The sequence below is a fragment of the Janthinobacterium glycogeni genome (genome assembly GCF_051380725.1).
Taxonomy (GTDB): Bacteria; Pseudomonadota; Gammaproteobacteria; order Burkholderiales; family Burkholderiaceae_D; genus Janthinobacterium.
In genome coordinates, this window is record NZ_JBNYXP010000014.1 from 1 (window position 1) to 24,934 (window position 24,934).

29 protein-coding genes and 1 rRNA gene are annotated in these 24,934 nt (G+C 62.9%); 20 read left to right on the forward strand and 10 right to left on the reverse strand.

Going from position 1 to position 24,934, the window contains the following annotated elements; all coding sequences use genetic code 11:
* Positions 1-109, forward strand: a 5S ribosomal RNA gene (gene rrf / locus ACQ4W4_RS24005); the annotation flags it as partial.
* Between the two features lie 60 nt (positions 110-169).
* Here the strand turns inward: rrf and ACQ4W4_RS24010 are convergent.
* From ACQ4W4_RS24010 to ACQ4W4_RS24025, 4 genes are all read right to left on the reverse strand, one after another.
* Positions 170-514: a DUF1840 domain-containing protein gene (locus ACQ4W4_RS24010; protein WP_436544089.1), complete on the reverse strand. Its 345-nt coding sequence runs from the start codon at positions 512-514 to the stop codon at positions 170-172.
* A gap of 180 nt (positions 515-694) precedes the next feature.
* Entirely contained in the window at positions 695-1,240 is a 546-nt protein-coding gene (locus ACQ4W4_RS24015; protein ID WP_436544090.1) for a hypothetical protein, read from the reverse strand.
* A gap of 64 nt (positions 1,241-1,304) precedes the next feature.
* A complete protein-coding gene (locus ACQ4W4_RS24020) occupies positions 1,305-2,825 on the reverse strand; it encodes a YifB family Mg chelatase-like AAA ATPase (protein WP_436544091.1) in 1,521 nt (506 codons plus the stop codon).
* Between the two features lie 110 nt (positions 2,826-2,935).
* The gene (locus ACQ4W4_RS24025; protein ID WP_046683506.1) at positions 2,936-3,184 is read right to left on the reverse strand and encodes an accessory factor UbiK family protein; all 249 of its coding nucleotides are present in this window, start codon (positions 3,182-3,184) and stop codon (positions 2,936-2,938) included.
* Positions 3,185-3,454: 270 nt separating this feature from the next.
* Here ACQ4W4_RS24025 and ACQ4W4_RS24030 point away from each other — a divergent pair, with 270 nt between their 5' ends.
* The 13 genes from ACQ4W4_RS24030 to ACQ4W4_RS24090 all read left to right on the forward strand — a co-directional run bounded on the left by ACQ4W4_RS24030 (position 3,455) and on the right by ACQ4W4_RS24090 (position 16,234).
* Positions 3,455-4,222, forward strand: a complete 768-nt coding sequence (locus ACQ4W4_RS24030; protein WP_436544092.1) for a TorF family putative porin — start codon at positions 3,455-3,457, stop codon at positions 4,220-4,222.
* An 11-nt stretch (positions 4,223-4,233) separates the two neighbouring features.
* A complete protein-coding gene (locus ACQ4W4_RS24035) occupies positions 4,234-4,572 on the forward strand; it encodes a P-II family nitrogen regulator (protein ID WP_010393464.1) in 339 nt (112 codons plus the stop codon).
* An 11-nt stretch (positions 4,573-4,583) separates the two neighbouring features.
* Positions 4,584-6,122, forward strand: a complete 1,539-nt coding sequence (locus tag ACQ4W4_RS24040) for an ammonium transporter (protein ID WP_436544093.1) — start codon at positions 4,584-4,586, stop codon at positions 6,120-6,122.
* Between the two features lie 204 nt (positions 6,123-6,326).
* Entirely contained in the window at positions 6,327-7,625 is a 1,299-nt protein-coding gene (gene gshA, locus ACQ4W4_RS24045) for a glutamate--cysteine ligase (RefSeq protein WP_070222828.1), read from the forward strand.
* 96 nt (positions 7,626-7,721) lie between these two features.
* Entirely contained in the window at positions 7,722-8,678 is a 957-nt protein-coding gene (gshB, locus tag ACQ4W4_RS24050) for a glutathione synthase (RefSeq protein ID WP_436544094.1), read from the forward strand.
* A 14-nt stretch (positions 8,679-8,692) separates the two neighbouring features.
* A complete protein-coding gene (locus tag ACQ4W4_RS24055) occupies positions 8,693-9,097 on the forward strand; it encodes a PTS sugar transporter subunit IIA (protein ID WP_035824452.1) in 405 nt (134 codons plus the stop codon).
* A gap of 91 nt (positions 9,098-9,188) precedes the next feature.
* Positions 9,189-9,458, forward strand: a complete 270-nt coding sequence (locus ACQ4W4_RS24060) for an HPr family phosphocarrier protein (protein ID WP_034749416.1) — start codon at positions 9,189-9,191, stop codon at positions 9,456-9,458.
* A 44-nt stretch (positions 9,459-9,502) separates the two neighbouring features.
* Positions 9,503-11,245 (forward strand): phosphoenolpyruvate--protein phosphotransferase, encoded by a 1,743-nt coding sequence (gene ptsP, locus ACQ4W4_RS24065; protein ID WP_070222880.1) that lies wholly within the window; start codon positions 9,503-9,505, stop codon positions 11,243-11,245.
* Positions 11,246-11,380: 135 nt separating this feature from the next.
* Positions 11,381-12,580, forward strand: a complete 1,200-nt coding sequence (metX, locus tag ACQ4W4_RS24070; RefSeq protein WP_436544095.1) for a homoserine O-succinyltransferase MetX — start codon at positions 11,381-11,383, stop codon at positions 12,578-12,580.
* Positions 12,577-13,188, forward strand: a complete 612-nt coding sequence (gene metW / locus ACQ4W4_RS24075) for a methionine biosynthesis protein MetW (RefSeq protein WP_436544096.1) — start codon at positions 12,577-12,579, stop codon at positions 13,186-13,188. The genes metX and metW overlap by 4 nt, the downstream gene beginning before the upstream one ends.
* Positions 13,188-14,447, forward strand: a complete 1,260-nt coding sequence (locus tag ACQ4W4_RS24080) for an AmpG family muropeptide MFS transporter (RefSeq protein ID WP_436544097.1) — start codon at positions 13,188-13,190, stop codon at positions 14,445-14,447. The genes metW and ACQ4W4_RS24080 overlap by 1 nt, the downstream gene beginning before the upstream one ends.
* Positions 14,428-15,330, forward strand: a complete 903-nt coding sequence (locus ACQ4W4_RS24085; protein ID WP_436544098.1) for a M48 family metallopeptidase — start codon at positions 14,428-14,430, stop codon at positions 15,328-15,330. The genes ACQ4W4_RS24080 and ACQ4W4_RS24085 overlap by 20 nt, the downstream gene beginning before the upstream one ends.
* A gap of 1 nt (position 15,331) precedes the next feature.
* Positions 15,332-16,234 (forward strand): pseudouridine synthase, encoded by a 903-nt coding sequence (locus ACQ4W4_RS24090; protein WP_436544099.1) that lies wholly within the window; start codon positions 15,332-15,334, stop codon positions 16,232-16,234.
* A 99-nt stretch (positions 16,235-16,333) separates the two neighbouring features.
* Here the strand turns inward: ACQ4W4_RS24090 and ACQ4W4_RS24095 are convergent, their stop codons facing one another.
* Entirely contained in the window at positions 16,334-17,110 is a 777-nt protein-coding gene (locus ACQ4W4_RS24095) for an exodeoxyribonuclease III (protein WP_436544100.1), read from the reverse strand.
* A gap of 108 nt (positions 17,111-17,218) precedes the next feature.
* Here ACQ4W4_RS24095 and pyrE point away from each other — a divergent pair, with 108 nt between their 5' ends.
* Positions 17,219-17,881, forward strand: a complete 663-nt coding sequence (gene pyrE / locus ACQ4W4_RS24100; RefSeq protein WP_071079536.1) for an orotate phosphoribosyltransferase — start codon at positions 17,219-17,221, stop codon at positions 17,879-17,881.
* Positions 17,882-17,954: 73 nt separating this feature from the next.
* Here pyrE and ACQ4W4_RS24105 read toward each other — a convergent pair whose 3' ends face one another.
* Both ACQ4W4_RS24105 and ACQ4W4_RS24110 read right to left on the reverse strand, forming a co-directional pair.
* The gene (locus ACQ4W4_RS24105) at positions 17,955-18,212 is read right to left on the reverse strand and encodes a GNAT family N-acetyltransferase (RefSeq protein WP_193316819.1); all 258 of its coding nucleotides are present in this window, start codon (positions 18,210-18,212) and stop codon (positions 17,955-17,957) included.
* Positions 18,200-18,943 (reverse strand): sulfite exporter TauE/SafE family protein, encoded by a 744-nt coding sequence (locus tag ACQ4W4_RS24110; protein ID WP_436544101.1) that lies wholly within the window; start codon positions 18,941-18,943, stop codon positions 18,200-18,202. The genes ACQ4W4_RS24105 and ACQ4W4_RS24110 overlap by 13 nt, the downstream gene beginning before the upstream one ends.
* Positions 18,944-19,067: 124 nt before the next feature.
* Here ACQ4W4_RS24110 and ACQ4W4_RS24115 point away from each other — a divergent pair, with 124 nt between their 5' ends.
* From ACQ4W4_RS24115 to ACQ4W4_RS24135, 5 genes are all read left to right on the forward strand, one after another.
* Positions 19,068-19,961: a LysR family transcriptional regulator gene (locus ACQ4W4_RS24115; RefSeq protein WP_070222806.1), complete on the forward strand. Its 894-nt coding sequence runs from the start codon at positions 19,068-19,070 to the stop codon at positions 19,959-19,961.
* Positions 19,962-19,982: 21 nt separating this feature from the next.
* Complete coding sequence (locus ACQ4W4_RS24120) at positions 19,983-20,849, forward strand: alpha/beta fold hydrolase (RefSeq protein ID WP_436544102.1); 867 nt, start codon at positions 19,983-19,985, stop codon at positions 20,847-20,849.
* 95 nt (positions 20,850-20,944) lie between these two features.
* A complete protein-coding gene (locus ACQ4W4_RS24125; RefSeq protein WP_326458128.1) occupies positions 20,945-21,136 on the forward strand; it encodes a YqaE/Pmp3 family membrane protein in 192 nt (63 codons plus the stop codon).
* A gap of 65 nt (positions 21,137-21,201) precedes the next feature.
* Positions 21,202-21,666, forward strand: a complete 465-nt coding sequence (locus ACQ4W4_RS24130; RefSeq protein ID WP_436544103.1) for a carboxypeptidase regulatory-like domain-containing protein — start codon at positions 21,202-21,204, stop codon at positions 21,664-21,666.
* Positions 21,666-21,995, forward strand: coding sequence for a hypothetical protein (locus tag ACQ4W4_RS24135; protein ID WP_436544170.1), 330 nt, complete (start codon positions 21,666-21,668; stop codon positions 21,993-21,995). Before ACQ4W4_RS24130 ends, ACQ4W4_RS24135 begins: the two co-directional genes overlap by 1 nt.
* A gap of 6 nt (positions 21,996-22,001) precedes the next feature.
* Here ACQ4W4_RS24135 and ACQ4W4_RS24140 read toward each other — a convergent pair whose 3' ends face one another.
* The 3 genes from ACQ4W4_RS24140 to ACQ4W4_RS24150 all read right to left on the reverse strand — a co-directional run bounded on the left by ACQ4W4_RS24140 (position 22,002) and on the right by ACQ4W4_RS24150 (position 24,753).
* On the reverse strand, positions 22,002-23,039 hold the full coding sequence (locus tag ACQ4W4_RS24140) for an oxidoreductase (protein WP_436544104.1): 1,038 nt from the start codon (positions 23,037-23,039) through the stop codon (positions 22,002-22,004).
* Positions 23,040-23,125: 86 nt separating this feature from the next.
* Positions 23,126-24,373 carry a TonB family protein gene (locus tag ACQ4W4_RS24145; protein WP_436544105.1) on the reverse strand — a complete coding sequence of 416 codons (1,248 nt, stop codon included), beginning with the start codon at positions 24,371-24,373 and terminating at the stop codon, positions 23,126-23,128.
* A complete protein-coding gene (locus ACQ4W4_RS24150; protein WP_436544106.1) occupies positions 24,370-24,753 on the reverse strand; it encodes a BlaI/MecI/CopY family transcriptional regulator in 384 nt (127 codons plus the stop codon). The genes ACQ4W4_RS24145 and ACQ4W4_RS24150 overlap by 4 nt, the downstream gene beginning before the upstream one ends.
* Positions 24,754-24,934 lie beyond the last annotated feature (181 nt).

Below are 24,934 nucleotides of genomic sequence, written 5' to 3' on the forward strand. Positions count from 1 at the left end.
ATGACCATAGCAAGTTGGTCCCACCCCTTCCCATCCCGAACAGGACCGTGAAACAACTTTGCGCCGATGATAGTGCTGCAACCAGTGTGAAAGTAGGTTATCGTCAGGCTTGTTATATAAAAAAACCCCGCATCAGCGGGGTTTTTTTTCGTCTGTAGCGTTCATCGGACTAGATGCCCCAGGTGATGCTTTCGCCTTCCGCCTTTGCCGAGCGCAGCATCTCCATCAAGGGATAGGCGCGCTGCGAGAAATGCACTTTTTGCGCGCGCGCATGGGCGCCCGTTTCGCCATCTTCCAGCGTTTCCGGCGTATGCGCATCGTGTTCAACATCATTTTCCGGATGCAGTTTGCTTTCTGCGACTTCTTTCTCCAGCAGGGTCAGGGCATCACCCGCTTCGGCCGGCGTGATGACGCCGCGCGTGGGATTCTTGTGCAGGATGTCGAGGATGCGTTGGGCATGTTCCTGGTACATCAGCACTTCAGGGGAGGATTTGGATTTGAATGAGATCAACATAAGCGCTTTCTGAAACTTGTTGTTAGTGTCGAAACAATATCACGACTTGAAATGTCGCACAGGCCGTCTGATTGCCCGGATTGCGTATTTGCAAGCCGGATAGGGCCATCTGTTGGACAACGCACGCATTTACAAGAGCTTGCTTGCGGTGAAAACACCCGTTTAAGCGATCGTTAAGTCTCAATCCAGTTTCACCGAGTCCATGAAAGTGTCGATGGTGTCACGCGACAGCTTGCTTTCTTCACCAAGAATGATGATCTGGAAGATGCGTTTATCCTGCGCCACAAAACGGCCGACCAGCAAGACCGGCTTGCCTTGCTGCGTGCCCTTGGCCTCGATGCTGAGCGAACTGCGCTGGTGCGTTCCGGCCGCCGTGCTCCTGGCCGCCGATGCCGATTTTTCGCTGCGCACGGTGCCGTTGATATTTTTTAACAGGGCAGTCTGCATGGCGGGCAGGGCCGCTTGCGCCTGTTCGGCGCTGTCGAGCACGGCGCTGCCGATGGCGAAGGTCGCGCCATCAACCTCGCTGGCCGTCATGGTCAGGCTGACTTTCTTGCCATCGAGATCGATTTCGCGCGTCAGCACAGCCGGCTTGCCTGGGAACAAGGCCGTGAACTGGGCGTCGGGGCTGCGGTAGTCGCGCCAGTCGAACTTCGGACTGCACGCCGACAAGACGCTGGCGGCCGCGAGCGTAGCCAGAAAGAGGGCGAGTGATGGTTTTTTCATCAGCAGATGGTAGCAGCGCCGCCAGTCGCGCGCAATCGCGCACGTGCGGCGCTTACGGGCCGCCTTATACCTCGCGCAGCACGCGCCGGTACTGGATCGCTTCGGCGACGTGCGGCTGCGTGATGTGGGGACTGCCTGCCAGGTCCGCGATGCTGCGCGCCACGCGCAGTACGCGGTGGTAGGTACGCGCCGACCAGTGTAATCGCGCCATGGCGCCATATAGCAGCTGTTCACCATGCGTTTCCAGGCGACAATGCTGTTCGATTTCCGTGCTGCTCAGGCGCTGATTCGCCTTTCCCTGGCGCGCCAGCTGCAGGGCAAAGGCTGCGGCCACCCTCTTGGCGATGGCTTGCGTGTTTTCTCCGGCGACGGCGTGCCGGCCCAGCGCCGCTGGCGGCATGGCGGCCACTTCAATCTGCAGATCGATACGGTCGAGCAGCGGACCGGACAGGCGGCTGTGATAACGGAGCACGGCGTCCGGCGTGCAGCGGCAACGTCCCGAAGCGTGGCCCAGATAGCCGCACGGGCAGGGATTCATGGCGGCGATCAGCTGAAACCGCGCAGGAAACTCGGCCTGGCGGGCCGCGCGTGAAATGTTGATCACGCCCGATTCCATGGGCTGGCGCAGCACATCGAGCACCCGGCGCTGGAATTCGGCGATTTCATCGAGAAACAGCACACCGCAGTGTGCCAGCGAGATTTCTCCCGGGCGCGGCACGTTGCCGCCGCCCACCAGGGCCACGCCGGACGCCGTCTGATGCGGGGCGCGATAGGGGCGGCGTTTCCAGTGCTCCACCTTGAAGTGACCGCCCAGCGAATGCACGGCAGCCGATTCCAGCGCCTCTTCGTCGCTCATGGGCGGAAGCACGCCGGGAAAACGGCTGGCCAGCATGGTCTTACCCGCGCCTGGCGGCCCCACCATCAGGACGTTATGGCCGCCCGCGGCCGCCACTTCCAGCGCCCGCCGCGCCTGCTGCTGCCCTTGCACGTCGGCAAAGTCAGGATACGGAAAGACGTGCGCTGCCAGCATGGGCTGGTGGCGCTGCAAGGCCGTGTGGCTGGCGTGCGCGGCAAAATGCGCGCAGACTTCGAGCAGGCTGCGGGCAGGATAGATGCAGGCGTCGCCGACGAGCGCCGCCTCGTCCGCGTTCGCCTGGGGCAGGATAAAGGCGCGTGGCGTGCCCGCCGGGCTGCGCTGCATGGCAAAGGTCATGGCCAGGGCGCCACGGATGGGACGCAACTGACCTGAGAGCGACAGTTCGCCCGCGAATTCGTAGTGATGGAGTTGGTCGCCCGGCAACTGGCCGGAGGCAGCCAGGATACCCAAGGCAATGGGCAGGTCGAAGCGCCCCGATTCCTTGGGCAAGTCCGCCGGCGCCAGGTTGGCCGTGATGCGCCGCGCCGGCATCTCGAAGCCGCAGTTTTGCAGCGCGGCACGGACGCGGTCGCGCGATTCCTTCACTTCCGTATCCGGCAGGCCGACTATCGTAAAGGAAGGCAAACCGTTGGCAAGGTGGACTTCGACGCTTACCTCGGGCGCTGCCATGCCGGCCAGGGCGCGGCTTTTCAGGACGGCCAGACTCATCAGACTCCCCTGCATCGCGGGCGCGGGCAGGATCAGTCTAGCGCGTGAAATGCCGTCAGGCTTGAGCTATGCCAGCAAGACCGCCAATAAGGGACCTGGCTGGCGGCACCTTAGGCCTTGGACTCGTTCAGACGCGTTTCCAGTTCGATCAGGCGCAATTCCAGGGCGTCGAGCTTGGCGCGGGTCTTGGCCAGCACTTGTGCCTGGATATCGAATTCCTCGCGCGTGACGAGATCGAGGCGGGCGAAGCCCTGGGTCATCATCGATTTCACGTTTTTCTCGATATCCTTGGCCGGCGAGTTCTCGATGGCTTGGTGAATCTTGCCTTGCAAGTCGTTAAAGAAGGTATTCATGTCCATGGTCAGTCCTTTTATGGTGCGGCATGTGCATCGCACCATTGCGGTGCACAGCGGTGTTAATCTGGTGCGAAAATAGGCAAATCCACAACGCTTCAGCAGCGTATTCCCGCATGCTCAGCGGCTTGCAGGGTATGTATGGCCGGAAAGGCACCTGTCAAGGTGGCAAGAGAGCTGGCACGTATTCTGCTAAAGAAGGTATGAACGCTTTGTGATCTCCAGCCAAGATTTTAAACCTCAACCGCTTTAAAAGTTCAATAAAAGGGAACCGCCATGAAGAATCTGTCCAAGAACATGACTTTAGCTGCAGCGTTGACGCTGGCCATGACCGCCTTGTGCGGCAGCGCCATGGCCCAGGATGCAGTGGCGGCGCCTGCCGCGGCCGAAGCCGTACCTGATAACGTGGTGAGCTACAACGTGGCGCTGACCAGCGACTACCGCTACCGTGGCGTGTCGCAAAGCCGTCTCGACCCTGCCATCAGCGGCGGCGCCGACTATACCCACAATCCCACGGGCCTGTATGTCGGCACCTGGCTGTCGAGCATCAAATGGATCAAGGACGGCGGCGGCGATACCAACCTGGAATGGGATATCTACGGCGGCAAGCGTGGCGAGATCAGCAAGGATTTCACCTACGATGTGGGCGGCCTGTACTACTTCTATCCGTCGAATGGGCTGAGCACCAACGCGAACACCTTTGAACTGTACGGCCAGCTTGGCTATGGTCCGGCCTACATCAAGTACTCGCATTCGACCAGCAATCTGTTCGGCGTTGCCGACAGCAAGAACAGCGGCTACCTTGACGTGGGCGCCAACGTCGATGTGCACGATGGCTACATGCTGAACCTGCATGCCGGACGCCAGAAGGTCGCGCACAACAATTCCCTCAGCTATAACGATTACAAGATCGGCGTGACCAAGGATTTCGGCGTGGTGACCGTGGCTCTGGCCGCCGTCAAGGCCAACATCACGTCGCTGGCACCGAATGGCAAGAATCTGGCGAAATCCGGTCTCGTGCTGACCGTATCGAAAACCTTTTAAGCGAGACTGCCATGAAAATGATTACTGCGATCATTAAACCGTTCAAACTGGACGAAGTACGCGAAGCCTTGTCGGCTATCAATGTGCAAGGCATTACCGTCACGGAAGTCAAAGGTTTCGGTCGCCAGAAAGGGCACACGGAACTCTACCGTGGCGCCGAGTATGTCGTTGATTTCTTGCCAAAAACCAAGATTGAAGCGGCTGTCGATGACGCCATTGTCGACCAGGCCATCGAAGCGATCGAAGGCGCCGCGCGTACCGGTAAAATCGGCGATGGCAAGATTTTCGTCTACAACCTGGAACAAGTCATTCGCATCCGTACCGGTGAAACCGGCAACGAAGCGCTCTAAGGGGAATATTGATGCGTAAAAATATAACAAAATTGCTCGCTGGGTTTGCCTGTCTGTGTGCGTTTGGCGTCGCCGCGCCAAGCTTTGCCGATGCCCCTGCCAAGACCGAGGCGGCCACGACCACGGCCGTTGCCGCCTCCGCCGTCACGCCGGTGCCTGACGCAGCAGCACCGGCTGCCGCCGCGCCTGCCCCGGCCGCTGCCGCACCAGCCGCCGCGCCCGTCGCCAACAAGGGCGATACCAGCTTCATGATGATTTCCACCTTGCTGGTGATCTTGATGACCATCCCCGGCCTGGCCCTGTTCTACGGCGGCCTGGTGCGCTCGAAAAACATGCTGTCGGTGCTGATGCAGGTGTTCATGGTGTTCGCGCTGGTCATCGTGCTGTGGTGTATCTACGGCTACTCGATCGCCTTCACGGAAAAAACCGCCTTCTTCGGTGGCTTCGACCGCCTCTTCCTGAACGGTATCTGGGACCCGGCCAAAGGCACGTTTGCCGCCGCCGCCACCTTCAGCAAGGGCGTTGTCATTCCCGAGTTCGTCTTCGTGGCTTTCCAGGGCACGTTTGCCGCCATCACCTGCGCGCTGATCGTCGGCGCCTTTGCCGAGCGCGCCAAGTTTGCCGCCGTGCTGGCCTTCGTCGTGCTGTGGTTCACGTTCGCCTACCTGCCAGCGGCCCACATGGTGTGGTTCTGGACCGGTCCTGACCTGATCACCAACGCCGCCACCTCGGCCAGCGAAGCCTTGAAGGCTGGCTGGATCTGGCAAAAAGGCGCGCTGGACTTCGCCGGCGGCACCGTGGTGCACATCAACGCCGCCGTCGCTGGCTTGGTGGGCGCGATCATGATCGGCAAGCGCGTCGGCTATGGCCGCGAATCGATGGCGCCGCACTCGCTGACGATGACCATGATCGGCGCGTCGCTGCTGTGGGTGGGCTGGTTCGGTTTCAATGCCGGTTCCTCGCTGGAAGCGGGCGACGTGGCGGCTTTGGCCTTCGTCAACACCTTGCTGGCAACGGCCGCCGCCACCCTGTCGTGGGTATTTGGCGAGTGGATCAGCAAAGGCAAGCCATCCATGCTCGGCGGCGCGTCAGGCGCCGTGGCCGGCCTGGTGGCGATCACCCCGGCGGCCGGCTTTGTCGGTCCGATGGGCGGCCTGGTCATCGGCTTGCTGGCCGGTATCGTCTGCCTGTGGGGCGTGAATGGCTTGAAACGCCTGATCGGCGCCGACGATTCGCTCGACGTGTTCGGCGTGCATGGCGTGGGCGGCATCCTCGGCGCCTTGCTGACGGGCGTGTTTGCTGCACCACAATTGGGCGGCCAGGGCATCTTCGACTATGTCACCAACAAGATGTCGGCGGATCCGTACTCGATCGGCCATCAGGTGTGGGTGCAGGCGCAAGCGGTCGGCACCACCATTCTCTGGTCTGCCCTGGTCTCCGTCGTCGCCTATAAACTGGTCGACATCGTCATCGGTCTGCGCGTACCGGAAGAAGAAGAGCGCGAAGGCCTCGATATCACCAGCCACGGCGAGCAGGCGTACCATGGCTAAATAGTAATTATTTGGCATGCCAGCGCCCCGGCGCGGTGCGCCTTGTCTGAAAAGGCGCCTCGTTGAGGCGCCTTTTTTTCGTTGTGGGAATGGAAAAGGTCTTTAAAACAAGGGTTTTGCCCCGATTTGGGGTACTTACACGGTAATATAGTCGGCAGTTCTGTGTGCTTTTTTGAATACTGCACATAATTTAAGGATGTAACTATGGTTCCCCATCTCGTCACGGCCCTGACCGGACCGCTGCTCGACCTCGAAAAAAAGATTCTGGCCGCGACGCCGGCCATTGAGCGCTGGTTTCGCATGGAGTGGCAAGAGCACACGCCGCCCTTTTATTGCTCGGTAGACTTGCGTAACGCCGGCTACAAGCTGGCGCCCGTCGATACGAATCTGTTCCCTGGCGGTTTTCACAACTTGGCCACGGAAATGCTGCCCCTGTCCGTGCAGGCGGCCATGGCCGCCATCGACAAGTATTGCCCGGACGCCCGCAACTTGCTGATCGTGCCGGAATTGCACAACACCACGCCGCAATACCTGCAGAACGTGGCGCGCCTGATGCAAATCTTCCGCCAGACAGGGCTGCACGTGCGCTTTGGCTCGTGGTCGCCCGAGATCACCCAGCCGACACCGCTGGCTCTGCCGGACGGCAACATGCTCGTCATCGAGCCGCTCGTGCGCCTGAACAACGGCCGTCGCCTGGGCTTGAAGGATTTCGATCCGTGCACGATTCTGCTGAATAACGACTTGTCGGACGGCATTCCCGACATCCTGCAAAACATCCATGAGCAAAGCCTGCTGCCGCCCTTGCATGCGGGCTGGGCCTTGCGCCGCAAGAGCAACCACTACACGGCCTACGATGAAGTGGTGAAAAAATTCGGCAAGATGATTGATGTCGACCCGTGGATGCTCAACCCCTTCCACGCCAAGTGCAGCGACGTGAACTTCCAGGAAGGCGAGGGCGAAGACGCGCTGGCCGCCAGCGTTGACGTGTTGCTGGCCAAGATCCGCAAGAAATACAAGGAATACGGCATCAAGGAAAAGCCGTTTGTCATCGTCAAGCCCGATGCGGGCACGTATGGCACGGGCATCATGACAGTGCGCGACGCGAGCGAAGTGCGCGACTTGTCGCGCAAGCAGCGCGACAAGATGTCCATCGTCAAGGACGGCAAGGTCGTCACCGACGTCATCATCCAGGAAGGCGTGCCCACGTTTGAAAGCATCAAGGATGCCGTGGCCGAGCCCGTCGTCTACATGATCGACCGCTATGTGGTGGGCGGCTTCTACCGCGTACATGCGGAGAAGGGTGTCGACCAGAACCTGAACGCGCCCGGCTCGCAGTACGTGCCGTTGGCGTTTGCCCAGCAGCATGCCGTGCCGGACTTGAAGGCCAAGCCGGGCACGGCCGCGCCGAACCGTTTCTATGTGTATGGCGTGGTGGCGCGCCTGGCCCTGCTGGCCGCGTCGCTGGAAATGGAGCGCACGGACCCGAATCCCGAGGTGTATTGATCTCTCCCCGCAGCTTGCCGGGCGCGGTGACTACCGCACCTGGCGATCTCGGCTAGAATCAAGCATTCCTTATCAGGCTCCCCGATTGGACGCACCATGAAAATTGCATTCCTTGCCGACCCGCTGGCAGGCTTCAAGACTTACAAAGATTCCACCTTCGCCATGATGCGCGAGGCGGCCAAACGCGGCCACGCCGTCTACGCTTTCGAACAGAAGGACATGGCGCTGGAAGAGGGCATCGTCACGGCATTGGTAAAACATATCGAACTGACGGGCGACGAACACGACTGGTACAAGGTCGTCTCGACCGAGGAAGTGCGCCTGTCGGCTCTGGATGCCATCATCGAGCGCAAGGACCCGCCGTTCGACATGGAATACGTGTATGGCACATATTTGCTGGAACTGGCGGAAAAGCAGGGCGCGCACGTCTTCAACAAGCCGTCCGCCATCCGCGACAACAATGAAAAGCTGGCCATCGCCCAGTTTTCCGAATTCACTTCGCCGACCCTGGTGACGTCGGACGAAGCGCGCCTGCGCGCCTTCCATGCCAAGCACCAGGACGTCATCTTCAAGCCGCTCGACGGCATGGGCGGCACGGGCATCTTCCGCGTCAAGGCCGATGGCCTGAATCTGGGCGCCATCATCGAGACCTTGAGCGAGAACGGCGCGCAAACCATCATGGCGCAGCGTTTTATCGCCGACATTGTCAAGGGCGACAAGCGCATCCTCGTCATCGGCGGCAAGCCGGTGCCGTTTTCGCTGGCGCGCATCCCGCAGGCGGGCGAAGTGCGGGGCAACCTGGCGGCCGGCGGCACGGGCGTGGCGCAGCCATTGACGGCGCGCGACCTGGAAATCGCAGAAAAGCTGGGCCCGATCCTTTCCGCGCGTGGCCTGATGCTGGTAGGATTGGACGTGATCGGCGACTATCTGACGGAAGTCAATGTCACCAGCCCGACCTGCTTCCAGGAAATCATGCAGCAGACGGGTTTTGACGTGGCTGCCATGTTTGTCGACGCCGTCGAGCATGGCGTTGCGCAAGCGCAGCAACGCTAGAAGGTGAAACGACTATGGTAGGGATTTTGCTCATGACACATGCACCGCTGGGACAGGCCTTCATCGCCGCCTGCGCGCATGTGTTTCGCGGTCCAACGGAGCGGTTTGAAGCCATCGACGTCGTCGCCGACCAGGACCTGGCGGAAGTGCAAAAGCTGGCGTCGGACGCCATCTGCCGCCTCGACGACGGCTCCGGCGTGCTGGTGATTACCGATGTGAAGGGCGGCACGCCGTCGAACTGCTGCAACAAGCTGGCCGATGCGGGCAGGGTGGAAGTCATCGCCGGCATCAGCCTGCCCATGCTGCTGCGCGCCATCACGTATCGCCGCGACACGCTCGACGTGGTGGTGGAGATGGCGCTGGCCGGCGCGCAAAGCGGCGCCGTGCGCGTCGATAACCGCATTCGCGTAGGCGAGTAAAGAGTGACATGGCCGCCGCCCTGAAGGCGGCGGGTTTTATAGCCAGGGCTGGCAACAATGCAGTGCATTCAGGGATAGAGACCATACAAAAATGATTCAAAGAGAACTCGAAATCATCAACAAGCTGGGACTGCACGCACGCGCCTCCGCCAAATTTACCCAGCTCGCCGCCAAATTCAAGAGCGACGTCTGGTTGACCCGCAACGCGCGCCGCATCAACGCCAAGTCCATCATGGGCGTGATGATGCTGGCCGCCGGCAAGGGCGCGAAAGTGACCCTGGAAGCCGAGGGCGATGATGAGCAGGCATGTGTCGATGCGCTCACCGCCCTGATTAATGACAGGTTTGGCGAAGGCGAGTAATGCCCGCCGAACGCAGCCGCAGCCGCATTCCGACAGGTCAACCCATGGCATCTTTCACGCTCCACGGCATCCCGGTTTCCCGCGGCATCGCCATCGGCCGCGCACATCTGCTGGCGCCGGCCGCCCTTGACGTCAAACATTACCTGGTCGCCCAGGAACAGATCGAAGCCGAAGTCCAGCGCCTGCAAAGCGCCATCGCCACCGTCCACAAGGAACTGCAGACCTTGTGGAACGAGCTGCCCAAGGATGCGCCCACGGAGCTGGGTGCGTTCATCGACGTGCATGCGCTGATCCTCTCCGACCCGATGATTTCCGAAGCGCCGCTCGACATCATCCGCAAGCGCCATTACAACGCCGAATGGGCGCTGTTGACGCAGATCGATGAGTTGTCGGCGCAGTTCGATGAAATCGAAGACCCGTACCTGCGCGAACGCAAGGCCGACATCCAGCAGGTGGCCGAGCGCGTATTGAAAGTCTTGCTGGGCACGGAGCAGCTGCTGCCCAAGGCGGCGGCCGAAGACGAATTGATGGCGCAGATGATCGTCGTCGCCCACGACATTTCTCCGGCCGACATGCTGCAGTTCCGCGACCGCTCTTTCATCGGTTTCATTACCGACGTGGGCGGGCAGAACTCGCATACGGCCATCGTCGCGCGCAGCCTCGATATCCCGGCCGCCGTCGGCATGTCGCAGGCGTCGATGCTGATCGACCAGGATGACTGGCTGATCATCGACGGCGACGCCGGCGTCGTCATCGCCAACCCCAGCGCGCTGGTGCTGGAACAGTACCGCGAGCGTCAGGTGGCGATGCAGCGCGCGCGCAAGAAGCTGGGCAAGCTGAAAAAGACGCCGGCCGTGACCAAATGCGGCACGCCCGTCACCCTGCTGGCGAATATCGAGTTGCCCGAGGATTGCGCGTTTGCGCTGGAGTCGGGCGCCAGCGGCGTGGGGCTGTTCCGCTCCGAATTCCTGTTCATGGGCCGCGCGCACAAGATTCCCACCGAGGATGAGCAGTTCGAGGCTTACCGCAACACGGTGCAGTCGATGAAGGGAAAAGTCGTCACCATCCGCACGCTCGACATCGGCGCCGACAAGCCGCTCGACCAGTCCGACCATACGGCCTTGAATCCGGCCCTGGGCCTGCGCGCCATCCGCTACTGCCTGGCCGAGCCGCAATTGTTCCTGACGCAGCTGCGCGCCATCCTGCGCGCCTCCGCCTTCGGCAAGGTGCGCATCCTGATCCCCATGCTCGCGCATGCGTTCGAGATCGACCAGTCGCTGGCCATGATCGCGCAGGCGAAGGCCAGCCTGCGCGAGGAGGGCGTCAAGTTCGACGACGAGGTCGAAGTGGGCGCCATGATCGAGATTCCGGCCGCGGCGCTGGCCCTGCCCATGTTCGTCAAGCGCATGGATTTTCTGTCGATCGGCACGAACGACTTGATCCAGTACACCCTGGCCATCGACCGGGTCGACTACGAAGTGGCGCATTTGTACAATCCGCTGCACCCGGCCGTGCTGCAGCTGATCTCCATGACGATCGCGGCCGGCCACAAGGCGGGCATCGACGTGGCCGTGTGCGGCGAGATGGCGGGCGACGTGAAGCTCACGCGCTTGCTGCTGGGCATGGGTTTGCGCGAGTTTTCCATGCATCCGGCCCAGCTGTTGGCGGTCAAGCAAGAGATCCTGAACAGCGACCTGGGCCTGATCGCGCCACAAATGCGCAAAATTATGCGGTCGATGGAACCAAATGTGATCGCGGAAGCCGTCCAGCAACTGCAGCTCATGTAAACTGTCACCTTATCAGCATCAGGACACATCGCGCGCGGCAAGAGGTGTCCTGATGTTAAAGTTGCAGCACCTATCATCGCGGTGCTGCATCGACCATGGCCCGTGGGGCCGCCCCCCTTTTATAAACCGACACACATGTCATCCATTGGAATCGTTTCGCCGCAAACCATGTATTTTGCGCAACCCCTGCAGCTGCAAAGCGGCGCATCGCTGCGGGACTATATGTTGATGTATGAAACCTACGGCACCCTGAACGCCGACAAATCGAACGCGGTGCTGGTCTGCCACGCCCTCAACGCCTCGCACCACGTGGCCGGCGTCTACGCCGACGAGCCGAAAAGCACGGGCTGGTGGGACAATATGGTCGGCCCCGGCAAGCCGCTCGACACGGACAAATTCTTCGTCATCGGCGTCAACAACCTGGGCTCCTGCTTCGGCTCGACGGGCCCCATGCACACCAATCCCGCCACCGGCAAGCCATATGGCGCCGCCTTCCCCGTCGTCACAGTGGAAGACTGGGTCAGCGCGCAGGCGCGCCTGGCCGATGAACTGGGCATCAAGCAGTTCGCCGCCGTGATGGGCGGATCGCTGGGCGGCATGCAGGCGCTGGCGTGGAGCATCATGTTCCCCGAGCGCTTGCGCCACTGCGTGGTGATCGCCTCGACGGCCAAGCTGTCGGCGCAAAACATCGCCTTCAATGACGTGGCGCGCCAGGCCATCCTGTCCGACCCCGATTACCATGGCGGCGATTTTTATGCGCACGGCGTGGTGCCGAAGAACGGCTTGCGCGTGGCGCGCATGGTGGGCCACATCACCTATCTGTCGAATGACGACATGGCCGAGAAATTCGGCCGCAAGCTGCGCGATGCGGCACAGACGGGCGACTACAAGTTCGGCTTCGGCATCGATTTCGAGATCGAATCGTACCTGCGCTACCAGGGCGACAAGTTCTCCGAATATTTCGATGCCAACACGTATTTATTGATCACCAAGGCGCTCGATTATTTCGATCCGGCGCGCGCGCATGGCGGCGACCTGGCCAAGGCCCTGTCGGGCACCAAGGCCAAGTTCTTCCTCGCCTCGTTTTCCACCGACTGGCGTTTTTCGCCCGAGCGCAGCCGCGAAATCGTCGAGGCGCTCGTGTGCAACCGCCGCCAGGTCACGTATGCGGAAATCGACGCGCCGCACGGGCACGACGCCTTCCTGCTGGAAGATGCGCGCTATATGAACATGGTGCGCGCCTATTACGGCCAGGTTTGGAACGACATCGGCGCGGGCTTGCCCGCTCCTGCACCGCACACCGCCGTCCGCCAGGGCGCGAAGGAGACCGCATGACTTTTGACGAATTGAGCGTGCTGCGCCCCGACCTGGCCTTCATCGCCCACTGGGTGCCGAACAACGCGCATGTGCTGGACGTGGGCTGCGGCGAAGGCGTGATGCTGCAGTATCTGCAAAGCGACAAGGAATGCAGCGGCTACGGCATCGAGATCGCCGACGACAAGGTGCTGGCCAGCACCCTGCGCGGCGTGAACGTGATCCAGCAGGACATGGAAAAGGGCCTGGCCATCTTTGGCGACAACAGCTTCGACACGGTGCTGTGCCTGTCGTCGCTGCAGATGATGAAGCAGGTCGAACCGCTGCTGCGCGACATCGTGCGCGTCGGCGCCGAAGCCATCGTCTCGTTTCCCAACTTCGCCTACTGGCCGCACCGCGTGGCGCTGCTGAAAGGCCGCATGCCCGTGTCGAAGTCGCTGCCTTACCAGTGGTACGACACGCCCAACGTGCGCTGCGCCACCATCAACGACTTCCGCGAGCTGGCCGAGGAATGCGGCCTGGAAGTGATCGAATGCGTGGCCCTGGCCGAAGGCAAGATGGTTTCCGTGCTGCCGAACCTGCGCGGCGACCTGGCCGTCTTCCGCCTGCGTAAAAAAGCGGTGCATTGATGAGCACAAGCCCGGCGCCTGGCTGGCGTTCCTATGCCAATGGCCGCATGCTGGCCGTGCTGGTGCTGGGTTTCAGTTCCGGCCTGCCCCTGTTCATCCTGCTGTATCTGCTGCAGGCATGGCTGGCCAAGTCGGGCTTGAACGTGAAGGCGCTGGGGCTGTTCGCGCTGGTGCAGTTCCCGTACATCTGGAAATTCCTGTGGGCGCCCCTGATGGACCGCTACCGCATCCTGGGACTTGGGCGCCGGCGCGGCTGGATGGCCTTGACGCAGGTGGCGCTGTTCTTTTCCATCGGCGCCATGGGCATGCTCGATCCGCTCACGCAGATCGGCCTGATCGCGGCCGCCGCCGGCGGCGTCGCCTTTCTGTCGGCCAGCCAGGACATCGTCATCGACGCCTACCGGCGCGAAATCCTCAGCGATAACGAGCAGGGCCTGGGCGCGGCCGTCATCGTCAATGCGTATAAAGTGGCGGGCATGGTGCCGGGAGCGCTGTCGCTGATCCTGGCCGACCGCATGCCATGGCAGCCCGTGTTCTGGATCACGGCCGCCTTCATGCTGCCGGGCCTCGTGTGCACCTTGCTGATCAGGGAGCCGACCGTGTACGGCTCGCCGCCGAAGACCATGCGCGAAGCGATCATCTTGCCATTCCAGGAATTCATCGCGCGCGATGGTTGGCGTAACGCAATGTGGATCCTCGCCTTCGTATTACTCTACAAAATCGGCGACAGCATGGCCACGGCGCTGGCGACGAAGTTCTATCTGGACCTGGGATTTTCCATGACGCAGATCGGCCTGGCCGCCAACACCACGGGTTTCTGGGCCAGCCTGGCCGGCGGCGTGGTCGGTGGCGTGTGGATGCTCAAGCTGGGCATCAACCGGGGCCTGTGGGTGTTTGGCGCACTGCAGGCGATCGCGATTCTGGGATTCGCCTGGCTGGCGCAGGTGGGGCCGAACACCATACTGCTCAGCGCCGTGATCGGTTTTGAAGCTTTCGCCAGCCTGGGCCTGGGTGCGGCCGCGTTTGTCGCGTTCCTGTCGCGCACCACGGACCCGCGCTACACTGCCACGCAATATGCCTTGTTTTCCAGCCTGAGCGCCGTGCCGCGCACCCTGATCAATGCTTCGGTGGGCTTTCTGGTCGCCGAGCTGGGCTGGTTCTCGTTTTTCATCGTGTGCTTCTTCCTGGCCTTTCCGGCCATGATGATGCTGCCTAAAATTGCTCCATGGAGGTCTGCCAATGGCACCAATATCCCTTAAACGTTACGCCGTCCTGGCCAGCCTGTGCACGGCTACCGCGCTGGCGCCCCTGTCCGTCCACGCCCAGCAGGCGACGGTCCAGGATGGCATCAAGGTGCGTCCTTTGTCGACGTCGCGCATCTTTGCCGGCGGCGCCGATTTCAATGCACAATCGAAGCAGCAATATGCGCAGCTGGTCAACGAGGCGAAGGAAAAAAATGCGCTGGTGCCCGACAGCGACCCGCAAGTCAAACGCCTGCGCGCCATCGCCCAGCGCATCATCCCGTTCGCCACGCGCTGGAACGAGGCGGCAGCCGACTGGAACTGGCAGGTCAACCTGCTCAATTCCGACCAGGTCAATGCCTTTTGCATGCCGGGCGGACAGATCGCTTTTTACAGCGGCATCATCACCAAGCTCAATTTGACCGACGACGAAGTGGCCATCGTCATGGGCCATGAGATTTCGCACGCCTTGCGCGAACACTCGCAGGCGCAGGCAGGCAAGGGCAACCTGGCCGCCGTCGGCGCCAAGCTGGCCGGCGCCGGGCTGTCGGCCTGGCTCGGCGTCGATCCGAGCATCACCAGTACCGCCACGAATATGGCGGCGCAGGGGGTGATGCTGAAGTTTTCGCGCGACGATGAACGCGAAGCGGACCTGATCGGCATGGACCTGGCCGCACGCGCCGGTTTCGACCCGCGCGCCGGTGTCATCCTGTGGCAGAAGATGGCGGCCGTGAGCAAGGGTGCGCCGCCGGAATTCCTTTCGACCCACCCGTCGGGCAAGGATCGCATCTCGCAGATGAACAGCCACATGGCGCAAGTACTGCCCCTGTACGCGCGCAGCAAGGGTGTCAGCGTGGACGCCTTGCCGCCATACCGCAGCACCGCCATCGCGCAGCGCTAGAATGTCGAAGCGTCACGCCGCCGCACCCTTGCCCATGCGCGACGGCGTGGCGGCCAGCTATCTGTGGTTGCCGGAAGGGCAATGGCCGGACATGCTGTCGTTTCTGCTCGAGCGCTATCCGCAGATCAGCGCCGCGCAATGGCGGGACCGCATGGCGCGCGGCGAAGTGGTGAACGGTAACGGCGCCGTGCTGGCGCCCGACAGCGCATACCGGCGCGGCATGCGCATTTTTTACTACCGCGAGCTGGAGCGGGAAACGCCGATTCCCTTCCAGGAAGAGATCCTGTTCCAGGACGACCATCTGGTGGTGGTCGACAAGCCGCACTTTCTGCCCATGACGCCGGGCGGGCGCTTCGTGCAGGAGACCTTGCTGACGCGCCTGAAGAAGCGGCTCGACAGCGCCGACCTCACGCCGATCCACCGCCTCGACCGCGAGACGGCCGGCGTGGTGATTTTTTCGCGCCAGGTCGCCAGCCGTGGCGCCTACCAGTCGCTGTTCCAGCGCCGCGAAGTGCGCAAGACCTATGAAGCGCTGGCGCCCGTGCTGGCGGGACGCGATGTTCCATTCACCTACCGCAGCCGCATGGTCGAGGGCGCGCAGTTTTTCCTCATGCGCGAGGAAGCGGGCGAGCCGAACTCGGAAACCGTCATTGACGTAATCGAGCGGCGCGGCGAGTTGAATCTGTACCGGCTGCAGCCGCACACGGGCCGCAAGCACCAGCTGCGCGTGCACCTGGCCTCGCTCGGCATCCCCATCGTCAACGATGCGTTTTACCCGGTAGCCCTGCCGTGCAAGGAAGACGACATGTCGCAGCCCTTGCAGCTGCTGGCGCGCGCCATCGATTTCACGGACCCGCTGTCGGGCGCGCCGCGCCATTTCGAAAGCCTGCGCGTGCTGGCGTAAGCCGACACTCCCATTGGCGTGTCAACCGTCTTGTCGGCAGATCAGGCGTAGGTCGGCTTAGCGCAGCGTAAGCCGACACCAGCGCCGACGTGTCAAAGATCAGCCCTTGAGCGTGTAATCGATGATCAACGGTGCGTGGTCGGAAAACCGCTCGTCCTTGTAGACGCTGACCGTATGCGCCTGGGCCGCGATGCCGGGCGTGGCGACGTGGTAATCGATGCGCCAGCCCACGTTCTTCGCGTAGGCTTGCCCGCGGTTGCTCCACCACGTGTACTGGTCTTCGCGCTTGTCCAGGCCGCGGTGCACGTCGACGAAGCCCACTTCGTCGAAGACGCGCGTCAGCCACGCGCGTTCCTCGGGCAGGAAACCGGAATTCTTCTTGTTGCCCTTCCAGTTTTTCAGGTCGATTTCATGGTGGGCGATATTCCAGTCGCCGCAGATGACCACTTCGCGGCCCAGCGCCTTCAATTCCAGCAGGTGCGGCAGGAACAGTTCCATGAAGCGGAACTTGGCTTCCTGGCGCTCCGGGCCGGACGAGCCGGAGGGGCAGTACACGGAAATGACGGACAGGTTGCCAAAATCGCAGCGCACGTAGCGGCCTTCGGCGTCGAATTCGGGGCTGCCGAAGCCGATATGCACGGCGTCCGGTTCCACCTTGCTGTACACGCCCGTGCCGGAGTAACCCTTTTTCTCGGCATAGTGGAAATGGCCGTGATAGCCGTGCGGATTGAGGAATTCCGGCGTCATGTCGGGCAGCTGCGCCTTCAATTCCTGCACGCAGATGAAATCGGCCGTCTGCGTGCCCATCCAGTTGAAAAAGCCTTTTTTGGCGGCGGAACGGATGCCGTTCAGGTTGGCGGAGATAATTTTTGGCATAGGTCTAGAGTGAAAGGGCGCTGGCCGGGGCCGACAGGCGCGGCATGGCGATTGTCTCGCCGCTGCGCGCGGATTAAAATACAGGCACTTTTAAAAAATGAGGCTAATGTGAATAATTTACGCCAGCAGTTTATCGCGTTTTCAGTATCCAAGGGAGTCTTGCGGTTCGGCGAGTTCACCACCAAGGCCGGGCGCCAGTCGCCGTACTTCTTCAATGCGGGCCTGTTCCATGACGGCGCGACCCTGGCCGAACTGGCGCAGTTCTACGCGCAGACCCTGCTCGACTCGGGCGTGGAATTCGACATGCTGTTCGGCCCCGCCTACAAGGGCATCACCCTGGCGTCGGCCACCGCCGTTGCGCTGGCCGGCAAGGGCCGCAACACCTCGTTCGCCTTCAACCGCAAGGAAGCCAAGGACCATGGCGAAGGCGGCACCATCGTCGGCGCCAAGCTGCATGGCAAAGTCGTCATCATTGACGATGTGATCTCGGCCGGCACCTCGGTGCGCGAATCGGTGGACATGATCCGCGCCGCCGGCGCCGAGCCATGCGCCGTGCTGATCGCCCTGGACCGCATGGAGCGTTCGGGCCCGGACGGCCAGCTGTCGCCAAGTTCGGCGGTGCAGGAAGTGTCGAAACAGTACGGCATTCCCGTCATCTCGATCGGCAACCTGGACGACTTGTTCGGCTACCTGAACGGCGCCGGCGCCGATCCGGAACTGTTGAAGCATAAGGAAGCCGTCTCCGCGTATCGCGCCAAGTATGGCATTTAAAGCGTCCATGGCGGCGTGCGGCGCGTTGCCGCACTAGCGTCTGTCTGCCGCGCCGCGCCTTGCCCTGAGCACTTTAAATCGTTTTGTCTTCCAGCAGCGCCCGCAGCCGCGGGTCGCTGCAGGCGGCGCCGGCTTGCGGATGACATTGCAACAGCCGCCGCAACAGGGCGCCGCCGATGCCGCGCCGGCGGAACGGCGGTTTCACGAACAGCATGTTCACCGTCACGTCATCGGCGTGTCGGCTGATATCGAGCATGGCTACCTGCTGGCCGTCGATCCAGGCGCACAGCGCGCTGTCCCCTTGCCAGTCGATCCGCATCACGCCAGCCATGGTTGCAACGCCGCATGCAAGCCCAGGGCGAACAGGCCGATAAAAAAGCAGCGCTTGAATACCAGCTGCGCGATGCGCCCGCGCAGCCATTGACCGGCCAGCATGCCGGCCAGTGCCGGCAGCAGCGCATACGCGGAAGCGCCGGCCGCGCCGAGGCTGAAGTCGCCGTGCACAGCCAGGCTGGCCGCCAGCGCCACGGTCGACGCCGTAAACGCCAGGCCCAGCGCCTGCACCAGCGCGTCGCGCGCCAGGCCCAATCCCTGCAGGTACGGCACGGCGGGAATCACGAACACGCCCGTGGCGGCCGTCACCAGTCCCGTCGCCGCGCCCGCCACGGGCCCCAGCCAGGCTTCGTGCCGCGCCGGTACGCGCAGCTGCAGCGAGAACAGGCCCGCCAGCGCATACAGCATCAGCGCCACCCCCAGCGCGACGACGGCCCAGGCGCCGCTGTCGGCCGGCATCAGGGCGCCGCCCGCCAGGGTGCCGGCCATGACGGCGGCCAGCATGGGCCACAGGCGCCGCAGCAGGGCGCGCAGTCCGGGGCCGGCCGCCAGCTGCCAGACATTCGTCACCATCGACGGCACGATCAAGAGGGCCGCCGCCTGCACGGGCGGCATGACGAGGCTCAGCGTGCCCATGGCCACCGTCGGCAGGCCCAATCCGACTACGCCCTTGACGAAGCCAGCGACGAGGAAGCTGGCGCCGACAGCCAGCAAGAATGACGTCTCCATTTTTCTGTTCCACAGTGAATTGCGTGGATTCTGCGCGCGCTGGGCGGTTTCGCCAAGGTGGATTATTTTGAGTCAGCCTCAGTAAAATGCGAAGGCTGGTAAGATGCTGAAAAGGAGGGCCGTCATGCGCTTTGATCTGGTCGATTTGCAGCTGTTCGTCAACGTGGTGGAGGCGGGCAGCCTGACGGCGGGTGCCGCGCGCAGCCATCTGGCGCTGGCGTCAAGCAGCGCGCGCGTGCGCGGCATGGAAGAGATGCTGGGCATGCCCTTGCTGCTGCGCGGACGGCGCGGCGTGGAGCCGACGCCCGTGGGCCAGACCTTGCTGCATCACGCGCGCCTCGTATTGCTGCAAATGGAGAAAATGCGTGGCGAACTCGGCGAATTTGCGCGCGGCTTGAAAGGGCAGTTGCGTCTGCTGTGCAATACGGCCGCGCTCAGCGAATTCTTGCCCGAGGCGCTCGGTGCTTTTCTCGACCGCCATCCGAACCTGACCATCGACCTGGAGGAGCGCCTCAGTTACGATATCGTCAAGGCCGTCTCGGAAGGGCTGGCCGACATGGGCATCGTGTCCGACTCGGTCGACATGCGCGGCTTGCAGACGTTTTTGTTCCGCCCCGACCGGCTGGTGGTCATCGCCGCGGCCGACGGCGTGCATCACCGTGCGCTCGGACAGGATGGCGTCGTCGCGTTTTCCACGTTGCTGGATCACGATTTCATCGGCCTGGCCGACGACAGCGCGATGCAGCAGTACCTGGGCATGCATGCGGCCCGCCTGGGGCGCCCCTTGAAGGTGCGCGTGCGCCTGCGCAGCTTCGATGCCGTGTGCCGCATGGTGGCCAGCGGCGTGGGCATCAGCGTGGTGCCGCTGGCGGCGGCCAGCCGCTGCCAGCAAACGATGGCGCTGCGCTGCCTGGAATTATCCGATCCCTGGTCGGTACGCAATCTCACCATTTGCGTGCGCCAGTTCAGTGAATTACCCCTGTATGCGCGCCAGTTGATCGATCATCTGAAGGCGTGACAGGGCATGACAGGAGCAGCGATGCGTTTTTCAGAAGACAAGATGGCCAGCCTGCTGTGCAGCGACCAGGTCGAGCGCCCCATCCACATCTGGCAGCCGGAGCAACCACGCGCCGTGATCCTGGCCATCCACGGCGGCATGGCGCACGCGGGCGATTACGTCACGCCGGCGCTGGCCTTCCGCCAGCACGGCATCGCCACCGTCAGCTTCGACATGGTGGGCCACGACGGCAAGCGCAAGGTCGACATTCCCTCGTTCGACGCCTTCCTCGACGACGCGGAACTGTTCCTCGCCTGGGTCAAGCAGACGTATCCGGGCGTGCCGATCTTCGTCATGGGCCACTCCATGGGCGGCCTGATCGCCACGCACCTGGGACTGCGCCGCTTCGCGGGCGATCCGGCGATCAAAGGTTTCATCATCTCCTCGCCGTATTACGTGAATGCGATTCCCGTGCCGAAGGTGCTGCAGATGCTGTCCGGCTGGCTGGCGCAGCGCTTCCCCACGATGAAGGTGCCGTTGGGGAATCTGACCATGCTGCTGACGCATGACCAGACCATCACCGCGCGCCACTTCCAGGACGAACGCGACGGCATACGCGCCAGTGCGGCGTCGGTGCGCTTTGCCCATGCGCTGACGTTGGCGCAAAAGGAACTGGCCGGCGGCTTGTCAGACTGGCGTTTCCCCCTGTTCGCGGTGGTGGCGGGCGACGACAAGCTGGCCGACAGCCGCGCCACGGAAAGCCTGCTGCGCAGCGTGCCCGATGGCTTGCTCGACTATCACTACTATCCGGCCAATTATCATGAGAATTTCAATGAAGTGAACCGCGAGGCGATCTTTGCCGCCATCCTGGCCTGGATCGAGAAACTGCTGGCACCCGTGCAGGCTTGAGGGCCGGGTATCGTTATAATCGGTTTGACTGCATTTACCGCCGGCGCATGCCGGCCCGGTCCCCGCGGCACAGGGGAATACTCAAGGAACGAACGATGCGCTTGCTGATTGCCCTGTTACTCCCATGGCTGACCTTTTTCACGATCGGCCGTCCGATCGCCGGCATCATTTGCCTGATCCTGCAAATCACCGTGATCGGCTGGCTGCCAGCGACGATCTGGGCCGTATATGCGCTGAGCCAGTACAAGACGGACCAGAAGATCGCCGACGCCATGCGCCGGCGTTGATGTAGGGCTAAGGCCTGTTTAAGCTGCGCTTCCTATCTTGATTCAAGCGACATGAGGAGAGTGAGATGGCATCAAACGGACGCGGTACCCTGGGCCTGGCGGCGGCGATGCTGACCGCCGGGCTGTTGCTGGGAAGTGCGGCGCAGGCGCAAACCGACAGCGGACTGCCGCCCGTGCAGAAGAGCGGGGCGGTGGAGTACCTGAGCGGCGGCATCGGCCTCGATGAGTCGACGGCCATCAAGAGCGCCAGCCGGCATTGGCCCTTGAGTCTCGTGTTTTCCGTGCAGGCGGCGGGCAAGGCGGAATTTGCCTCCGACGTGAAGCTGGAAATACGCGATGCCAAGGGCGCTTCGGTGCTGGAAACGACGGCCAGCGGACCGTTCCTGCTGGCGAAACTGCCGCCAGGCAGCTACAGCCTGCGCGCCACCCTGGCCGGCAAGACGCTGGAACGCAAGGTGCAGATCAAGGCGGGCGGTTCCGCGCGCGTGGAGCTGGTCTGGCCGGCGGGAACGAACCAGGGCCGGCCTTGATGGCGGGCGACGGCAAGGCGCCTGAACGGGACTTGTCGGCGCGGGGTTTGTCGGCGCATATCCTGCCCACGTCGGCGACGATGGTCGGCGTGTGCATGACGGTGCTGTCGATCGGGCATTTGGCGCCGCGCGGCGATGTGCGCGTGGTCATCGACAAGCTGCTCGCCGTCGATGCCATCGTTTTTCTCGTCAGCGCCGTGCTCTCGTTCATGTCGCTGCGCCCCGGCCAGTCGCGCCTGCGCTACGAATCATGGGGCGAGCTGCTGTTCATTTGTGGCCTGGCGCTGCTGGCGCTGGGCGCCGTGGTGCTGGCCTTCGTCATCAACTGACCTCGATCAGCTGACCGCGAGCACGCGCCCTTCGGCGGCGCTTTGCAACGCCAGTTCGATCAGGCGTATCGTCGCTGCCGCATCCTCGGCCGCCACCGGCGCTGGTGCGCCGTGGCGGATGGCGTCGGCCATGCCCTGGTAAAAGTCCTGGTAGCGGCCCGCCTGCATCTCGAGGTGTTCAGCATGTCCGTCCGGCTGCGTGCCCAGGTGCAGCGCGCCGCGCACGGGGTCCACGCCCCAGCCGGGCTGGCCCGGCCTGCCGCCCGCCTTCAGGGCGTCTTCCTGCGGATCGAGGCCGAATTTCACGAAACTGCCCTTGTCGCCATGTACGGCGAAGCGCGCCGTCGGCGCCTTCACCAGGCAGCCCGCTTGCAGCACCACGCGCAGGCGGTCGTAGTACAGGACGATGTGCATGTAATCGACGGCTTGCGCGCCATCGCGCTGCAGGGCGATATCGGCGTACAGTTTCTCCGGCTGGCCGAACAGCTGCATGGCCTGGTCCAGCATGTGCGAGCCCAGGTCGTACAGCAAGCCGCCGCCGGGCGCGTCGGACTCGCGCCAGCGCTGGCGGATCTCCGGGCGGAAGCGGTCGAAATGCGATTCGACGCTGGCGATGCGGCCCAGGGTGCCTTTTGCCAGCAGCGCTTTCAAGGTCAGGAAGTCGCCATCCCAGCGCCGGTTGTGATACACGCTGAGCACCAGCTGGCGCTCTTTCGCCAGCGCGATCAGGCTCTGCGCTTCAAAGCTGGAAATGGTGAAGGGCTTGTCGACCACCACGTGCTTGCCCGCCTGCAGGGCCGCCTGCGCCAGGCTGAAGTGCGCCTCGTTGGGGGCGGCGATGACCACCAGTTCGATGGATGGATCGGCAAACAGCTGCGACGCTTCCGCATACACGGTGGCGTGCGGCCAATCCTTGTGCACCAGCTCGGGCTTGCTGGAGGCGACGGCCGCCAGTTCCAGGGCATCGATGGTGGACAGGACGGGAGCGTGGAAGGTGGAGCCGGCAAAGCCGTAGCCGACCAGGCCGGTTTTGATCTTGTTCATGGCGGATTCACAGGTGCGTGGAAGAATCCATGATCATACCCGCAAGCGGGCGGCAGCTCCGCTGTTGCGATGCTGCCGCTGATATATTAGTTCAGGCTCCAGACGTATTGCACCTTGACGCTGGCGCTGACCGGCTTGCCGCCAGCGAGGGCCGGCTTGAACGTGCACTTGGCGATGCCGCTGCGCGCCGCTTCGTCGAGGGCAGAATGGCCGCTGCTTTTGACCACGCTCGAACCTGTTACCTTGCCGGCGGCATCGACGTCGAAGGACATGTTGACCGTGCCCTCTTCCTTCGCCTGCAGCGATGCGGCTGGGTAAATGGGTTTGCCGCAGACGCCAAAGTCGATGACGGGGCGGCGTTCCAGCACGGGTGTGCTGTCGGCGGCGACGGCCTGGCCGTAGATGCCGAGACAGGCGCCGGCCAGTGCCAGCAGCGGCACGGCCGCCTTCCAGTTCAGGGCTTGTGGTGCGGGGCGCAGCAATCGTGTGATACGTGACATAAGATTTCCTCCGTTGGCCGCCTGGGCCAGGTGGTGGGTTGAGAACTGGAGACGTTCCAGTTCCGAGAGTGCAAGAGCCAGACGCCGCGGTTCGCCCAGTTGTCTTGCTGCGAAATCATCTGCAATATGTTCGCGTTCGAGGCGCACGCCGCGTGAAATCCACCAGACGGCCGGATGGAAGAACAGCAGCGCCTCGATGGCGTTTTGCAGCAGGTTGACCAGATAATCGTGGCGCCGGATGTGCGCCAGTTCATGCGCCAGCAGTGCGTCGAGCAGGTGCGGCGGCATGCCGGTCAGCAGCGCCGCCGGCACCAGCACCATGGGGCGCCAGATGCCGGCCGTGAGCGGACTGGCGATGTTGTCGAGCACGCGCAGCCGCACGGGCCGCGTCACGCCGGCATCGTGCGCCATGCGCGACAGCCTGGTCTGCAGTGGGGCATGCGTGGCGCCGGTATTCCTGGCGCTGCGTTCTATCCACAGCATGCCCAGCGCCATGCGCACGGCCAGCACGGCGGCGCACAGGGCCCACACGCCGACGACGGCGCGCAGCAGCAAGTCCAGGTCGGGCAGGCTGTCGGGCGCCAGCAGGGCGGCCGGCAGCAAGGCGCTGGAGTACAGGGCGCCCGTGGCATCACCGCCGGCCAGGCGCAGATACAAGCCCGCCGCCGGCCATGCCAGGCAGGCCAGCAGGGCGCCGCAACCGACGGCGTAGCGTGCCTCCGGACGCGCATTGCGCAGGGCCGCCCACGCCAGCGCCGTGGCGCAGCCGATCAGCAAGCCTTGCCACAGGAAGTGCAGCAGGGTCCAGCCCAGCGCCGGCACGAAGCCGTTCATGCTTGATCGTCCTTGAGCATTTTTTCGATTTCCGCGCGTTCGGCGCGCGATACGCCCGTGCGCAGCGCCGCCAGCACCAGCGCCTTGGCCGAACCGGCGAAGGCCTTCTGCATCAATTCCTTGAGCAAATTCGTCTGCAGGCTGTCCTGCGCCTGCGCCGGCGCATACACGTGCGAGCGCTGGCTTGCGTCGCGGATCAGCAAGCCCTTGGTGTGCATGATCTGCATCAGGCGCAGCACGGTGCCATACGTGATGGCCGGCTTGGCCAGCGCCATCGCTTCGTGCACCTGCTTGGCCGTGGCGGCGCCCAGCGGCCACAGTGCCTGCAGCAGATCGAGTTCGGCTGCCGTCGGTTTCGGGATGTCGTGCGTCTTGGCCATGCTGTTTTCCTCTTGCCTGAAATTCAATATGGCTAGATTAAACCTTGTAGACAAAAATGTATACTTTAATTTTCAGTGCTGCTTAAACGTCTTTCAGGCATGGGATAGAAGCTAGACAAATTTGTTTATGTACGGATTGTTCAGACGAAAAAAAAGACGCCGCAGCGTCTTTTTTTTGGAA